The organism is Halomonas sp. I1, from assembly GCF_032334135.1.
GTDB lineage: Bacteria > Pseudomonadota > Gammaproteobacteria > Pseudomonadales > Halomonadaceae > Halomonas.
Genome location: NZ_JAVXUS010000011.1, coordinates 59,317 through 73,612, shown reverse-complemented (window position 1 = coordinate 73,612; position 14,296 = coordinate 59,317). Strand labels below are relative to the sequence as shown.

Sequence of the window (14,296 nt, the reverse complement as noted above, 5' to 3'; positions counted from 1 at the left end):
AACCAGAAGGAGCACCGGCATGGCCAAACCTGAGGACGACCTGCTCTACGACATCCTGCACAAAGCCGAAGAGGCATTCCCAGAGCCGATCGATGTCGACCCGCTGAACAGCGAACTGGGTGATGACACTGTGACAGGGGCCATCGACTACCTGGTCGATCATGGGTTGGTCGACGTATGGGCCAAGCGAACCCGCATGAGCGGGATTGGCAGTTACGCCGAGATCCGCATCAACGGCAAAGGAATCGATCTGCTGCGCGATGACGGCGGCATGACGGCTCGGCTTAACGTGATCACCGTGCGCCTGGAGGCCGATACATTGCGCATCCTGATCAACCAACGAATCGATAATTCGGATGAATCTACACATCGGAAGCTCCAGCTTCGGGAATGGGTATCCTCCCTGCCGGAACGGGCCCTGAATGATTTAACCAGCCAACTGATCCGTCGAGGTCTGCAAGAGGCTCCTGGTACCATCCAATGGCTGTATACACAGATGCCCCTTGGATGATGTCTAGATGGCGAAACACCAAGTAGCCGGAGCGCATGCAGAAGCACAGGTAATCGAAGGGCTGAGGCCGGCAGGCAAAGCGCAACTCCAGGTCGCCCGCTTTGCCCTCCTCAAGCCATAAGCGGCTATCCAGCATGTGCGACATGGAGGGAAAGCCCGAGACCTGATTAGCGAGGAAGGCCGCGGCGGAGTCTGGCAAGCCGCTATGCCGGGATCTCGCTCGCACGGCAATGTCGGTGTTGAACCTTTCACCCTTGGCCCCAGCAGGGTCATCCTCGTAAAAGCCCAAGTGGTCATGTTTGACCGCTGCCATCACGCTGCCCCCTCGAGCTGCTCGAGCTCATGCTGGTAGTGGTCTGCGAAAAACCGGTGCATCAGTCGGCGGCCGTTGACGATCACTCGGGCGTCGTCGTCCCAGGGATCGGTCAGCGCCAGCAGCTGCGTCATTGCCTGGTGGTACCGCAGGTCACAGTAGAGGCGATCCAGCATCGGGCCGGTCACGGCCAGCTCGACACGCTCCCGCTCCAGGCGATTCGTCTCGGCGATCAGTTGGTCGCGGTAGCGACCCATCGGTGTCGTTGTCATCGTAATGGCGTCCCCTCGCTCGCTGGCCTAGAGCCGCAGCCCAATGCGGCGGATTTCAGCTGCAGACAACTTCCCCTCGCGCTGCATGGAAGCGAGGGTCTCGCTGTAGCGGGTGCGGCCGGTCAGCTCGGACAGAGGGAGATGGCCTCTCTGCAGCCACTCGTGGACATACTGATTGCTCCGGCGCAGTCGCTTCGCTACGGCAGGAGCGCCACCACAATCGTTGATGACGTCCTTGAGGGATGTGGGTTGAGTTGTCATGGCCAGCCTTAATATCAGGTCTACTCCTGATCATGCTAGCCGCATTGGCCTGATATTGGCAAGACAATACCTGATTTTCGGTATTGAGAATGGATGTGAGGCGCCTACAATCAAGCTATTAGTTGATACGCGCGAGAGACCCAATGCCCCGCCGCAAACCCACGGACGAAGAAAAACGCAGGATGTGGGCCGCCATCTCCCAGGCGGCGATGGATTATCACAACCACCACCAGGAGCGAGGGCTGGGCGTTCTGATCGCTGATGATGCGGGCGTCAAGCCACAGTCAGTATCCGAGTGGAAGAGCCTGGTGACCGCGCCAAGCGACAAAGTGCTGATGCGACTGGCGTCCAAGTACGGTGTTTCTGCAACTAAGCTGGCTGGCGAAGAGCCGCCTGCGCATGGCGACCTTGCAACTGATGAGGCATTGCGCCTAGCCGGAGAGCTCACCAGCACAGTGACCAAGGCCGCCCTGCCCGAAGGTAGTGTCGAGCAGTTCAGCGCCGTCATGGAGAAAGCCCACGAGCTGGTCATGCAAGGCAAGGGAGAGGATGAGGCTTACGGCATTCTTTTCCGGTTTGCGCTGGGAATCCGCGACCAAGACCCGCCTTCAAAGTAACGCTCCTCCATGCGACACAAGCCCGCAATATTGCGGGCTTTTTTGTGCCTGCGACATCGAGGTAGCTGTATCGCCATTCTTCGGTTACTGTATATATAAACAGCATTACATAAGCGCGGGGGATGATTCATGGAGGAAGGGTCTAGCATCACGCCCATCACTGATGAACGAGATCAAGACGTACAAGAGCGCTCGCGAGAATCCCTCGTGAATCTTTGCAAGGCGTTCGATCTGCTGCGTGCACGCAAAAAAGTTGAAGAAAATTCCCGCCAAAAATCAAGATCATAAACCTGATCTTCCTTCCCCTTCTGCCTTAATATCAGTTTATCCCTTGATGTTTTAGATAACTAACCCTAACATCAGGCTATAACCTGATTATCAAGGCGATAAACACATGGACCTGACCAAACGACAAGCTGAGATAGTTAGCCGGCTGGCGGATGGCATGACGGCAGAAGAGGTGGCAACGAGCTTCTGTCGGTCTGTCCAGACGGTGAGAACTCAAGTGAAGCTCGCTTGCCATCGCGCCAACGCCCGCAACACCGCCCACCTGATCGCCATCGCCATATCGCGCGGATGGATCGCCCCGCTCGCGCTGGCGCTGATGCTCGCTGATCTGCACGGCCATGCACTGCGCACCCGTCAGCCGGTCCGCACGCGCCAGCACGCCTCCTCCTCTTATCGGGCCGCACGTCGCGATCTGGGGAGCGTGCTGGCATGAGCACTATCGAGATCCCCGTTCGCCATATCGCCAGCGTCTGGCGCGAATACGCCCAGCGGGACGGCGTCACCGATCCGGCTGTCGAGCTGCTGGCGCGTGAGGTCTACCCCGGGTATCCGTCCTGGGGCTATCGCCCTGCGTTCCGCGTGCCCGGTACCGATCTGGTCGTCGAGATCGTGTCGAGTCAGCCCCATCCCAGCTACGCCCAGGCACTCCAGTGGATCGAGTGGATGCTCGAGCGCCTGCACGACAACGGCAACATCCAGCTACACCGGGAGGCCTCATGACCGCTACCACCTCATACGGCGGCGAGACCGCCATCACCATCGCCGAGGTCATGCAACGTCACGACATCCATGTCGGATTCATGGCGCCGCTGATGCTGATCAACGAATTGGCCATGGCCATCAACCTGACCGGCCGTCACGACGTCGCGGTGCACTACCAGCCCCGGCACGCCGGTACCTGCCGGCACAGCTTGACGGTGATGACGCGCGACGTGATGAACCCGTGGTCGGCAACCGCGAGTGCCGGCGTATTCCGTGAGATCGAGTTGCCGAGCGAGGACAGCAACGACCGGGATCGTGACGTCTGCCTGCGCCGGCTGAGCGAGGTCACGGAGCAACTCTCCGAGATGCTGCAGCAGGGGGTGACGCCATGAACCTGATCGAACTGAAACGTCTCGTGCTGAGCTTTGGCGCCCTGCCCCTGGCCTGCGCCGGCGTACTGGTCCTGGCGAACGTCCAGCAGCTCGATCGCGAGGTCGCCGCCGAGATGCAGCGGCAGTACTGCGCCGGCGTCGCCACCTGGCAGGCCGAGGCCCGGCAAGGCGTCGCACCGGAGCGGCGTACCGGCCACCCGGACTACGACGGCATCGCCGATGAGCAGTGCCCAGGCAGTCGTCAAGAACCCCTTGACCACTCACCCGCGCGCCAGATGGCCAGTTATTGAGGAAGCCAGACCGATGCAGTTCTCCATGAATGGGTTCCGCCGGCAACTCTCCGGCGATGCGCAAAGCCTGCGGGATGTCGCCGAGTCGATCATCAACGACGAGTTCTACGACAAGGGCGACCTGGCCGAGGCAGTCAATGCCCTGATCCGCCACAGCAACGTCTTGAACTGCGTCTCTCAGAAGGGAGATCCGGAGTTCGTGGACATGTCCGACATCGATGTCGAGGAGTTGGAGGTGCCGTCATGATTCGTATCGCGCTCGCCCAAATGGCCACCGCGGTCGCGCTATCCGCCCAGGCCTTCGACGGCTTCAACGCCGCGATCCGCAGTCTGCCGAGCGAAGCGGCGCCAGCCACCAGTCGCAACGGCGGCAAGCAACGAACCGTCGCTCAGGCCCAGCGCCGGGCCGCAAAGTCACGCCGCATCCGCCGGGCCAAGCGCCTGGGGCACTACTGAGGATCCTGGCCATGCCCCTACCCCAGAAACCGAACATCGAATCTCTATCGGTCTGGCTCGACAAGCCGGCCGTCCAGCAGGCGTTCACCACCCTGGCCGTCCCAATCATCGAGGCCGCAGCCACAGCCCAGGCCTACGACGATGAGGTGGCCGGCCTACTCCATGGCGATGACGGCCGCATGTACCCCAAGGCCGGCGAGGCGGTGATCGGCCGAGCTGGCGGGCTGGTCGTCAAGCTGGTCGTCGAGCCCGACGGTCATGGCTGGATGGGCGAAAGCCTGACTCATGACGAGATCAATGCCATCGGCATCAGCGACATGGTCGTCGACGGCCAACGCCTGACACCCCGGAAGGAGGCCTGACATGTGGTTCAAGAACCTACACCTGTACCGCGTCCACGCCGTGGCCGGCATCGACGGCGGCTGTATCGCCGATCGCGTCGAGGCCAAGGAATCCCGTCCTCTTGGCGGCAGCGAAGCACGCCGCATCGGATGGTGCCCACCGGGTGGCCGAGCCAGCACTCGGCGGCAGCTCTACCACCACCTGCAGGGCCAGTACCTCCTGTCCGCCCTACGCCAGGAGCGGATCCTGCCGCCCGCCGTGGTCAGCGAGGAGGTCGAGGAACGCGCCAGCGCGCAGGAGGCAGCCGAAGGCCGCAAGCTGCGCCGGCAGGAAAAGCTCACCCTCAAGGAGCAGGTCTACGAGGAACTGCTGCCCCGGGCCTTCGTCCGCACCCAGCGCATTGACCTGTGGTGGGACCACCGGCGCCAGCTCATCGGCATCAATACCAGCAGCCGCAAGCGAGCCGAGGAAGTGCTCGACCTGCTGCGCGAGACACTGGGCAGCCTCAAGGTCACGCCGCTGGCGAGCCAGGCACTGCCGATGCGAGCCATGACCACCTGGCTCGGTGACACGAGCACTCGCCCCGCCGACCTGGTGATGGGCGACACGGTCGAGCTCAAGGCCAAGGGCGATGACGGCGTGTTCCGTGGTCGCCAAGTCGACCTCGACAACGACGACGTGCAGCAGCTCCTCGAGGGCGGACGCCAGGCCAGCAAGTTGGCCCTGGGTATCGAGGGGCGCATGACGTTCGTGCTCCACGACGACCTGGCTATCAAGTCCATCCGGTTCGACGACGCCGTGATCGACGACGCCAGCCAGGCCGACGACGGCGACGACGCCCTGGTGCGGCTCGAAACCGACTTCCTGCTGATGGCCCAGGCCCTGGGTGCCAGCATCGATCGGCTGATCGAGTGGCTGGGTGGGGAAGCACAGCAAGCCGCCGACACGACGGCCAGCAACTAAAGGAGAGCGAAATGCGACTGATCGACGACCTGATGGGGTCGCACCCGCTGCTCGAGGAGCGCCCTGTCAAACGCATCTTGGAGCCGTTCGGGTTTCAGATTCACATCGAGACTCAAGATGTGCCATGCGAAATGGACGATCCCCAGGGCCATGACAAATTCTGCGCCGATCCTCAGGGGTTCATGGACGCACTGTCGTTCAGTATCCCGGAAGGCTTCACCGAGCTGGACCGCTTTGAAACCGAGGACGGCGAGATCGTCATGCTCGCGGTGCAGCCAATCACCCCGCTCGCCCACCTACTGATGCTACCGGTAGATAGCTTTCCCTCCATTGGCGCTATCGCCGCCGAGCGCCGTCGTCAGGTTGATGCCGAGGGGTGGTCGGCAGAGCACGATGATCGGTACCGCGACGGCCAGCTCGCCGACGCGGCTGCATCCTATGCAGGGACCGCAGCCCTCACGATAAGGGCGCGGGAATCGGACAGCAGCCGGCTGCTCACGTCTCAGTGGCCATGGCCTGAGCAGTGGTGGAAGCCAACCACACCGCGCCGCGACCTTGAAAAGGCCGGCGGCCTGATCGCTGCGGAACTCGCCCGCATGGATCGCGCGGAGGGCATGCCGTCATGAGCGAACTGAAACCGTGTCCGTTCTGCGGATCTCGCGACGTCGACCCAGACGGGTGGCTGAACGGCCTTGGAGAGCGTGGCCCAGAGTGTCTGTCTTGCGGCGCCACCGGGCCAACCGTGAAGCGATGGAACTCTCGCTCCACACCGGAAGGCATGGCCCTGGTGCCTCGTGAGATCACTGCCGAGAGCGGCCACAAGGCCGGGATGATAGGCGACTTCCATGAATCGGTCAGCATGCGGTGCACAGAATGCGATCCCGACGACCCAGACCCTGATTGCGAGGTATGCGATGGGCTGGTCGAGTTCGAGGGCCAGGCACCTGTCAGCTGGACCACCATCAAGGCCGTCCACCGCCGGGTGATCGAGATTGCCGAGGAGGTGAGTCATGCGAGCTGAACGCATCATCGACCCGCGCACCGGTGAGATGACGACGGTCTACGCCCTGAGCCGGGAGCATGGCATTGCCAGCTACATCATCTGGCATCGCTACGACACTCTCGGCATCCGCTCCGAGACGCTGATCGCACCGCCCGGTACCGAGATCGACATCGAGGCCGAGCGACGGGTTGCGCGTGGCATCTGGCTGCGCTCGCGGATCGGCATCCTCTCGACGCATCGGCTCGGCGAGTTCGCCCGGGCCCTGCGCCAGCATTCGCAGGCACGGAGGGCGGCGGCATGAGCATCGACATCGACAAGCTGGAGGCGCTGGCTAAGAGAACGAGCATGTGGGGCCAAGCGTCCACCATCATCGCCCTGATCGCCCGGCTGCGTGAGGCCGAGCGAGGGCGCGACGCTTACGAGGACATGGCGCACGGCATGTCGGCTGACTTGACCACGATGGGTGAGGAGCGCGACGCGCTGGCAGCGCATGTGGAGCGGCTGACGAGCGCGTTGGTAAAAATTGATACGGACCTTGAGGGGCGAAACTTTCTCGAAGATAGCAGCCTTCGAGACACCTGCCGCGAGGCTCTTGCCGACACGCCCACCAACTCCCTCGCCCGCCTTAAGGCTCGGTGGCAGGTCGAAGTGCTGCAGCACATGTTGGGGCGAGCGCGGCGTAATGGCGACCGGGCTGTTGTGGACGCGGTGGAGGAAAGCATCGCCATCGAGCTGCGCCGGCAGGCCGGAATCGGCGAGGGGGCGCCATGACCAGGTGGAAAAAATTCAAACGCCTCGCCTGCTGGGCAGCCGTTGCAGCGTGGTACCTCGTTCGCTGGCCGTTCTGGCGCCTCTGGCGATGGATTCGGCGGGACCAGGAGGGCGACGAGTCATGACAGCACGCGGACACCTGAGTGGCCACGTCATCCTCTGGGACGAGACGGAAAACGAGTGGATCTTCGCGGACACGGGCGAGCCAATATACACCCAGGATATGGCCGGCCACGGCCAGTTTCGGCGGTGCGCTTACTGCGGACTAGGGCCGACTCCGGAGGGTCACGACGGCTGCATGGGCACGCTGCCCGAGCACATCGTCATGAATGCCTGCTGTGGCCACGGGATCGACGCCCGGGCCTACGTTCAGCACCGGGATGGCACGTGCGTGCGCGGGGCCGAGGCCCTGGAAGAGATCGAGAAACTGCGCAAGGAGGCAGTCCAGTGACCAACCTCAATCTATTTAGCCCCGAGCTTGTCGTCGACAACTTCGCCGGTGGTGGCGGTGCGAGCGAAGGCATCGAGCAGGCCCTGGGGCGTCCGGTGGACCTCGCCATCAACCACGACCCGACGGCCATCGCCGTGCACACTGCCAACCACCCGGACGCCGAGCACAGCGTCGCCGATGTGTGGGATGTCGACCCTGAACAGGCCGTCCATGGTATGCCGGTGGGGCTTGCCTGGTTCTCCCCCGACTGCCGACACCACAGCAAGGCCAAGGGCGGGCGCCCGGTCAGCAAGAGTGTGCGTGGCCTGGCCTGGGTAGCTGCCCGCTGGGCGGCGAAGGTGAAACCACGGGTGATCGCACTGGAAAACGTGGAGGAGTTCCTTGACTGGGGTCCGCTGATGAAGGACGCCAAGGGCCGCATCGTTCCGGACCCGGATCGCAAGGGGCAGACTTTCCGCGCCTTCGTGCGCGCCCTGGGCCGCCACGGCTACCAGGTGGACTGGAAGATCTTGCGCGCCTGTGACTACGGTGCTCCGACCATCCGCCGCCGGCTGTTCCTGGTCGCTCGGCGCGACGGTCTACCAATCGTCTGGCCCAAGCCGACACATGCTGACCCAGCCACGCCGGGCGTTCGTCGCGGAAAGCTCAAGCCCTGGGCCACCGCTGCCGAATGCATCGACTGGAGCATTCCCTGCCCAAGCATCTTCGACCGGGAGCGCCCACTGGCCGAGGCCACCATGCGCCGGATTGCCAAAGGCGTGATGAGGTTCGTAGTAGATGCCACCGAGCCGTTCATCGTGACCTGCAATCACGGTGGCCAGGGTTTTCGCGGGCAAGGTCTTCTGGACCCGATGAAGACGATCACAGCTGCGCATGATGCCCATGGGATCGTCATTCCGCACATCACCAAGTTCCGGTCGGGGGCAGTAGGCCACCGCTGCGACGAGCCGATGCACACCATCACGGCCAACGCTAACGTCACTCGGCCTGGCGTGAACCCGGGAGGCTGCGCACCGCTCGGCGTCGTCTCTGCATCATTGTCACCATTCGTCACCGAGTGCGCGAACGGCAGCACGCAGCGAAACATGCCAGCCGACGAGCCGCTCAGGACTCAATGCGCCCAGGTCAAAGGCGGTCATTTCGCCCTGGTCTCTGCGTTCCTGGCCAAGCACTTCACCGGCGTGGTCGGTGACGACCTGCGCCGTCCGGTGCCGACGGTCACCGCCAAGGACCACAACGCCCTGGTTGCCACCAGTCTCGTGAACCTCAAGGGCAGCGAGCGCGGCGGACGGGATCCGCGCCAGCCCATGCCCACCATCTGCGCAGGTGGCACTCACGCTGCAGCGGTGGCCGCATTCCTCGCGCCCTATTACGGCAGCGGCTCCGGCGAAACTGGTCGCGATATGCGGGACCCGGCGCCCACGGTCACCACCAAGGACCGCTTCCAGCTGGTCACCGTCACCATCGAGGGCGAGCAATACGCCATCGTCGACATCGGCATGCGCATGCTCCAGCCCCACGAGCTCGCCGCCGCCCAAGGTTTCCCCGACGGCTACCAGTTCGCCGAGGCCGGCGGAAAGAAGGTTCCCAAGTACCGTCAGGTGCAGTTGATCGGCAATAGCGTCTGCCCGCCGCTGGCTCGGGCGATCGTCGAGGCCAACTTCACTCACGAACGCCGGTTCATGCCGACGCCTGCAGGGAGGGATGCTGCATGACTAACCGCACCCATCGCCGCTTGGCCAAGAAGCGGGCCAAGAGTTATCCGATGGACCTGACCGAGGCGCCCAGATACATGTGGCCAAGCGATGCCTGGCAGGAAAATCGACTCAACGTCTGGATCAGCCGCGATTACCTGGTTCAGGTGTTCGCCGAGCACGAGGACATCATCCGCCTCTCGATCAACGACGTGGTGCCTGAATCAGGCGGCTGGTCAGACGGCATGACCTGGGATGAGCTGATGGAGATCAAGCGGCAGTGCGGCTACGCCGACCGGGTCGCCGTCGAGATCTACCCGGACGACGACAACATCGTGAACGTGGCCAACATGCGGCACCTCTGGTTGCTGCCCGAGCCGCCAGCATTTATGTGGAGGGAGAGATCTTGAGTCGATGGGCATTTGCAGTGATGAGGATGGAGCGTCGCTGGAGCGTCACTACCGGATTCGTTGAGGCCGCGTCGAAAGACGAGGCTGAAGGCGCCGCTATTCGCATAACTAGAGAACAACTTTCCAAGGATGGCGCGCCAGAAGCGGAGTGGCCGGTACACCTCTCTGCCGCATGGCGCGACACGGAAGTGGAGAAAGGCCAGTGACCCAGCCGACACACACCCACCGGCAGCACGGCGGCCGCTGGGCCGCCATCAACAGCCATCCGGGGGCAGGCCCGCTCGAGGGCCAGGAGATGGTGATCCTCCACGACCTAGACAAGGACGTCACCAGCGTCACCACCTACCAGGACTGGCACGACAACTGGAAGGAGATCGCCGCCGACGACTGCACCCTCTGCCTGGGCGCCGGTACCGACCCGATCAAGGGCAACAAGCTCCAGCCCTGCGGCGGTTGCTATGGCCTCGGCAAGGTGCGTCAGGACGGCGAGACACCGACGGATCTCTGGCAATTGGCCGAGGTCGCCATCGGCATGATTCAGCGCCAGCAGCGCATCATCGATCAGCGGGACCAGGTACTGGCATTCCCAGAGGTTCAGGAGGCGCTGCAGGTGCGAAAGAAACGCAGGCAGGAGGAGCCGCCGGACTGGGTGCAGCGAGAACAGGAATGGCGGGCAGGCGGTGGCCGTGGCCACGGCGGCCGCAGACATACGGGGGATTGATCATGGCACTGCTCACACCTGAGGACGTAGCCCAGCAACTCGCCATGAGCCTGAGCTGGGTCTACGCGAACAAGCACCGTATCGGCTATCACCAGATCGGCACCGCAATTCGGTTTGAGCCAAAGGATGTCGCGGCATACTCTGAGGGCTGCAAGCGCGGCCCTCAGACAGGGGGACGCAATACATGGGAATCACTGTCCGCTACAGGGAGAAGCGAAACCGGTGGGTTGTCACGGAAACGCACCACGGTCAGCGACATCAACAAACGTTTGCAGGGACTCGAGAAGGGGAGCGCCAGGCGTACGAGTACGCGGCCAAGCGCGAAGCTGAACTGAACGAGGCCGAGTTTCACGGCGAGGTGATGGGGCGCCAGCCGCGGCGCACCTTCATCGAGGGACTCGAGCGCTGGATCGACGAGTACGACGTAGCCAGCCAGGTGAAGGCTATCCGGCCGGTCGCGGCCTACATGGGCGACCGGGTGCTGCTCGGCCAGGAAACGCTCGACAGGGCGCGGGAGATGGCCAGGGACTTGCGCCACCAGGGGCGAGCCCAGAGCACGATCAACAACCACATTCAGGTGGTAAAGCGCGTGCTCAACCTGGCCTACCGTGAGTGGGGGTGGCTCGAGCAGCCGCTGGGGGACAAGCTGAAGAAGAAGGCGCCGAAGAATGAGCGTCACGTCTACCTCAGTACCCAGGAGCTCAGCCAGCTACTGCAGGCCATCCCTGATCGCAACATCGTCGAGAAGAAGGTCATCGCTCTGGCAGCTCTCACCGGGCTGCGTCAGGGTGAGCTGCTCAGCCTCGACAGATCGAACGTCCACGGTGGTCGCATCCTGCTGCGACCAGACCAGACAAAGAGCGGCAAGGCCCGAGTGGTGCCGGTACCGGAAGACGCACGGCCGTGGCTGGAGGGTCTGCCATTCGCCACGACCTACTCGCGCCTACGCCATGCCTGGGAGACCGCCCGCGCAGCCGTCGGCCGCCAGGATCTGCGTTTCCATGACCTGCGCCACAGCTATGCGAGCATGCTGGCCCAGGCCGGAGAGAGCATGACCACGGTGCGGGATCTGCTGGGGCACTCGAGCCTGATCGTGACCAGTCGTTACAGCCACATGTTCGACGCTGGACTCGATGATATTGGCGCGCGGCTGCCGTCGCTGAATGCGGCCATCTGCGACCAAACTGCGACCAAGCACTGAGGAGGGGTGCTGCGAGAAGAAGGGGAATGCCGCTAACCACTTGATTCTGAAGTGGTGCCGGTGGTCGGACTCGAACCGACACACCCGTGAAGGCGGCGGATTTTGAATCCGCTGCGTCTACCAATTCCGCCACACCGGCAACGGCGTTGCATTATACGGAGCCAGCGAGACAGGTCAATCTCCACCCTGACTTCGCTGTCGCGAAACGGTATCCTATGCGGCTTGCCAGCCAGGCTGGCGGTTCCGTTCATGCTTCATCCTGATCAACCGAGTCACGCCATGCAGCGCGCCGATTTCCATTACGAGCTTCCCGAGGCGCTGATCGCCCGTTACCCCTCCGAACAACGCAGCGACTGTCGCCTGCTGTGCGTCGACGGCGCCAGTGGTGCACTCGATCATCGTCGTTTTCCCGAGCTGGTCGACAAGCTCGAGCCCGGCGATCTGCTGATCTTCAACGACACGCGCGTGATCCCGGCACGGCTGCATGGCCACAAGGCCAGTGGCGGCCGCGTGGAGATGCTGCTCGAGCGCCCTCTGGATGCCCATCGTGGCCTGGCCCACCTGCGCTCGAGCAAATCGCCCGGGGTAGGCACCGAGTTGACCTTCGAGGGCGGTATCCAGGCCGTGGTAGAGGGGCGTCGTGACGCGCTGTTCGAGCTGCGTTTCCTCGGCGAGACGCCATTGATCGCGTTGCTGGAGCGTCACGGGCACATGCCGTTGCCGCCTTATATCACTCGCGACGACGAACTCTCCGACCGGGAGCGCTATCAGACCGTCTACGCCAGGCGCGATGGCGCCGTGGCCGCCCCCACCGCCGGCTTGCATTTCGATGAGCCGCTGCTGGAGCGTCTCGCCGCCAAGGGTATCGAGAGCGCCTTCGTGACCCTGCATGTGGGCGCCGGCACCTTCCAGCCGGTGCGCGTCGACGACATCCGCGAGCACGAGATGCACAGCGAATGGATCGAGGTCTCCGAAGCGGTCTGTGAGCGGGTGCGCGCCGCTCGTGCCCGGGGCAATCGCATCATCGCCGTTGGCACCACCAGCGTGCGCTGCCTGGAAAGCGCCTGCCTGAAGAGCGACGATGGCGAGATCGCGCCCTACAGTGGCGAGACCGATATCTTCATTTACCCGGGCTATGAATGGCGCGTGGTCGACGCCCTGGTCACCAATTTCCACCTGCCGGAATCGACCCTGCTGATGCTGGTATCTTCCTTCGCCGGCTACGACACGGTAATGAGCGCCTATCGAGAAGCGGTGAACGAAGCGTACGCCTTCTTCAGTTATGGTGATGCCATGTTCCTCACCCGCAAGACGACCTGAGTTCGGCCATGCTGCGTCAAACGCTGTCTCAATATTCTCATTTGCTTCAGTAAACTCCGAGTATTTCGACAGCGTTTACCTTGCCTGACCTTCCTCAGGGCGCCTTGTCACAGCGTTGAGACCTTCCATGCGAGACGAATGCTTCATGAATTTCGAGCGCCTGGCCAGCGATGGCCGAGCGCGCCGCGGTCGACTGACTTTCCCCCGAGGGACGGTCGAGACGCCCGCCTTCATGCCGGTCGGCACCTACGGGACCGTCAAGGGCATGACGCCCCAGTCGGTGAAGGAGATCGGTGCCGAGATCATTCTCGGCAATACCTTCCATCTGTGGCTGCGCCCGGGCACCGAGGTCATCGAGGCCCACGGCGACCTGCACGACTTCGCCCAGTGGGACAGGCCGATTCTCACCGACTCCGGCGGATTCCAGGTCTTTTCACTTGGCGAGATGCGCAAGATCACCGAGCAGGGCGTGCATTTCCGTTCGCCGGTAGATGGCGCCAAGGTCTTCATGGGGCCTGAAGAGTCCATGGCCGTACAGCGCTCGCTGGGCTCCGACATCGTGATGATCTTCGATGAGTGCACGCCCTACCCCGCGACCTTCGACGAGGCCAGGCGCTCGATGGAAATGTCGCTGCGCTGGGCACAGCGTTCGCGCGATGCCCATGGCGATTCGCCCTCGGCACTGTTCGGTATCATCCAGGGCGGCATGTATCCGGCGCTGCGCGAGGCCTCGCTGAAGGGGCTCGACGAGATCGGCTTCGATGGCTACGCCATCGGCGGCCTGTCGGTGGGCGAGCCCAAGGAGGAAATGCTTGAGGTGCTCGATTACCTGCCCACCTGGATGCCGGACGACAAGCCTCGCTACCTGATGGGCGTCGGCAAGCCGGAAGACCTGGTCGAAGGCGTACGCCGCGGGGTCGATATGTTCGACTGCGTGATGCCGACCCGCAATGCCCGCAACGGCCATCTCTTCACGGCCGAGGGCACCGTCAAGATCCGCAACGCCAGACACCGCCACGACACCGGGCCACTGGAAGCGGGGTGCGATTGCCATACGTGCCAGAACTTCTCGCGCGCCTACCTGCACCACCTGGATCGCTGCGGAGAAATGCTCGGCTCGATGCTCAATACCGTTCACAACCTGCGTCATTATCAGCGCCTGATGGCTGGTTTGCGCGGTGCCATCGAAGCGGGTACATTGGCCAACTTCGTGGAAGGGTTCTACGCGCAGCGCGGCCTGCCGGTACCTCCCGCACCGAATTGACGGTTGGCCGGCCCCGGAGGCCAGCCATCGGGCGCCGCCACGGCGCCACTTTGT

At 63.3% G+C, this 14,296-nt stretch carries 24 protein-coding genes and 1 tRNA gene; 22 read left to right on the top strand and 3 right to left on the bottom strand.

Going from position 1 to position 14,296, the window contains the following annotated elements:
• Positions 1 to 19: 19 nt before the first annotated feature.
• Complete coding sequence (locus RSO41_RS12390) at positions 20 to 511, top strand: hypothetical protein (protein WP_315619440.1); 492 nt, start codon at positions 20 to 22, stop codon at positions 509 to 511.
• A 312-nt stretch (positions 512 to 823) separates the two neighbouring features.
• On the opposite strand, the gene RSO41_RS12385 is transcribed toward RSO41_RS12390, so the two are convergent.
• Complete coding sequence (locus RSO41_RS12385; RefSeq protein WP_315619439.1) at positions 824 to 1,096, bottom strand: hypothetical protein; 273 nt, start codon at positions 1,094 to 1,096, stop codon at positions 824 to 826.
• A 27-nt stretch (positions 1,097 to 1,123) separates the two neighbouring features.
• A complete protein-coding gene (locus RSO41_RS12380) occupies positions 1,124 to 1,357 on the bottom strand; it encodes a hypothetical protein (RefSeq protein WP_315619438.1) in 234 nt (77 codons plus the stop codon).
• 143 nt (positions 1,358 to 1,500) lie between these two features.
• On the opposite strand from RSO41_RS12380, the gene RSO41_RS12375 reads away from it, so the two are divergent.
• The 19 genes from RSO41_RS12375 to RSO41_RS12285 all read left to right on the top strand — a co-directional run bounded on the left by RSO41_RS12375 (position 1,501) and on the right by RSO41_RS12285 (position 11,658).
• Positions 1,501 to 1,974, top strand: a complete 474-nt coding sequence (locus RSO41_RS12375) for a transcriptional regulator (RefSeq protein ID WP_315619437.1) — start codon at positions 1,501 to 1,503, stop codon at positions 1,972 to 1,974.
• A gap of 394 nt (positions 1,975 to 2,368) precedes the next feature.
• Entirely contained in the window at positions 2,369 to 2,695 is a 327-nt protein-coding gene (locus RSO41_RS12370) for a LuxR C-terminal-related transcriptional regulator (protein ID WP_315619436.1), read from the top strand.
• On the top strand, positions 2,692 to 2,982 hold the full coding sequence (locus RSO41_RS12365; protein WP_315619435.1) for a hypothetical protein: 291 nt from the start codon (positions 2,692 to 2,694) through the stop codon (positions 2,980 to 2,982). Before RSO41_RS12370 ends, RSO41_RS12365 begins: the two co-directional genes overlap by 4 nt.
• The gene (locus RSO41_RS12360; RefSeq protein WP_315619434.1) at positions 2,979 to 3,356 is read left to right on the top strand and encodes a hypothetical protein; all 378 of its coding nucleotides are present in this window, start codon (positions 2,979 to 2,981) and stop codon (positions 3,354 to 3,356) included. Before RSO41_RS12365 ends, RSO41_RS12360 begins: the two co-directional genes overlap by 4 nt.
• Complete coding sequence (locus RSO41_RS12355) at positions 3,353 to 3,646, top strand: hypothetical protein (protein ID WP_315619433.1); 294 nt, start codon at positions 3,353 to 3,355, stop codon at positions 3,644 to 3,646. Before RSO41_RS12360 ends, RSO41_RS12355 begins: the two co-directional genes overlap by 4 nt.
• A gap of 13 nt (positions 3,647 to 3,659) precedes the next feature.
• Complete coding sequence (locus tag RSO41_RS12350) at positions 3,660 to 3,893, top strand: hypothetical protein (RefSeq protein ID WP_315619432.1); 234 nt, start codon at positions 3,660 to 3,662, stop codon at positions 3,891 to 3,893.
• A complete protein-coding gene (locus RSO41_RS12345; protein WP_315619431.1) occupies positions 3,890 to 4,102 on the top strand; it encodes a hypothetical protein in 213 nt (70 codons plus the stop codon). Before RSO41_RS12350 ends, RSO41_RS12345 begins: the two co-directional genes overlap by 4 nt.
• 11 nt (positions 4,103 to 4,113) lie before the next feature.
• Positions 4,114 to 4,464: a hypothetical protein gene (locus RSO41_RS12340; RefSeq protein WP_315619429.1), complete on the top strand. Its 351-nt coding sequence runs from the start codon at positions 4,114 to 4,116 to the stop codon at positions 4,462 to 4,464.
• Between the two features lies 1 nt (position 4,465).
• Positions 4,466 to 5,407: a recombination-associated protein RdgC gene (locus tag RSO41_RS12335; protein WP_315619427.1), complete on the top strand. Its 942-nt coding sequence runs from the start codon at positions 4,466 to 4,468 to the stop codon at positions 5,405 to 5,407.
• A gap of 11 nt (positions 5,408 to 5,418) precedes the next feature.
• The gene (locus RSO41_RS12330; protein WP_315619426.1) at positions 5,419 to 6,033 is read left to right on the top strand and encodes a hypothetical protein; all 615 of its coding nucleotides are present in this window, start codon (positions 5,419 to 5,421) and stop codon (positions 6,031 to 6,033) included.
• Positions 6,030 to 6,428, top strand: a complete 399-nt coding sequence (locus RSO41_RS12325; RefSeq protein ID WP_315619425.1) for a hypothetical protein — start codon at positions 6,030 to 6,032, stop codon at positions 6,426 to 6,428. Before RSO41_RS12330 ends, RSO41_RS12325 begins: the two co-directional genes overlap by 4 nt.
• A complete protein-coding gene (locus RSO41_RS12320) occupies positions 6,418 to 6,711 on the top strand; it encodes a hypothetical protein (protein WP_315619424.1) in 294 nt (97 codons plus the stop codon). The genes RSO41_RS12325 and RSO41_RS12320 overlap by 11 nt, the downstream gene beginning before the upstream one ends.
• Positions 6,708 to 7,181 (top strand): hypothetical protein, encoded by a 474-nt coding sequence (locus RSO41_RS12315; RefSeq protein ID WP_315619423.1) that lies wholly within the window; start codon positions 6,708 to 6,710, stop codon positions 7,179 to 7,181. Before RSO41_RS12320 ends, RSO41_RS12315 begins: the two co-directional genes overlap by 4 nt.
• Before the next feature lie 121 nt (positions 7,182 to 7,302).
• Positions 7,303 to 7,632: a hypothetical protein gene (locus tag RSO41_RS12310; protein WP_315619421.1), complete on the top strand. Its 330-nt coding sequence runs from the start codon at positions 7,303 to 7,305 to the stop codon at positions 7,630 to 7,632.
• Positions 7,629 to 9,347, top strand: coding sequence for a DNA cytosine methyltransferase (locus RSO41_RS12305; RefSeq protein ID WP_315619420.1), 1,719 nt, complete (start codon positions 7,629 to 7,631; stop codon positions 9,345 to 9,347). Before RSO41_RS12310 ends, RSO41_RS12305 begins: the two co-directional genes overlap by 4 nt.
• Positions 9,344 to 9,736 carry a hypothetical protein gene (locus RSO41_RS12300; RefSeq protein WP_315619418.1) on the top strand — a complete coding sequence of 131 codons (393 nt, stop codon included), beginning with the start codon at positions 9,344 to 9,346 and terminating at the stop codon, positions 9,734 to 9,736. The genes RSO41_RS12305 and RSO41_RS12300 overlap by 4 nt, the downstream gene beginning before the upstream one ends.
• A 202-nt stretch (positions 9,737 to 9,938) precedes the next feature.
• Complete coding sequence (locus tag RSO41_RS12295) at positions 9,939 to 10,457, top strand: hypothetical protein (protein ID WP_315619417.1); 519 nt, start codon at positions 9,939 to 9,941, stop codon at positions 10,455 to 10,457.
• A 2-nt stretch (positions 10,458 to 10,459) separates the two neighbouring features.
• The gene (locus RSO41_RS12290; RefSeq protein ID WP_315619416.1) at positions 10,460 to 10,792 is read left to right on the top strand and encodes a helix-turn-helix domain-containing protein; all 333 of its coding nucleotides are present in this window, start codon (positions 10,460 to 10,462) and stop codon (positions 10,790 to 10,792) included.
• A gap of 26 nt (positions 10,793 to 10,818) precedes the next feature.
• A complete protein-coding gene (locus RSO41_RS12285) occupies positions 10,819 to 11,658 on the top strand; it encodes a site-specific integrase (RefSeq protein ID WP_315619415.1) in 840 nt (279 codons plus the stop codon).
• 52 nt (positions 11,659 to 11,710) lie between these two features.
• Here RSO41_RS12285 and RSO41_RS12280 read toward each other — a convergent pair.
• Positions 11,711 to 11,797: transfer RNA gene (locus RSO41_RS12280), tRNA-Leu, on the bottom strand.
• A 140-nt stretch (positions 11,798 to 11,937) separates the two neighbouring features.
• Between RSO41_RS12280 and queA the strand changes: the two genes are divergently transcribed.
• Together queA and tgt are read left to right on the top strand one after the other, a co-directional pair.
• Positions 11,938 to 12,978: a tRNA preQ1(34) S-adenosylmethionine ribosyltransferase-isomerase QueA gene (queA, locus tag RSO41_RS12275; protein WP_315619413.1), complete on the top strand. Its 1,041-nt coding sequence runs from the start codon at positions 11,938 to 11,940 to the stop codon at positions 12,976 to 12,978.
• A gap of 127 nt (positions 12,979 to 13,105) precedes the next feature.
• Complete coding sequence (tgt, locus tag RSO41_RS12270; RefSeq protein WP_410000334.1) at positions 13,106 to 14,242, top strand: tRNA guanosine(34) transglycosylase Tgt; 1,137 nt, start codon at positions 13,106 to 13,108, stop codon at positions 14,240 to 14,242.
• The last annotated feature ends 54 nt before the right edge of the window (positions 14,243 to 14,296 follow it).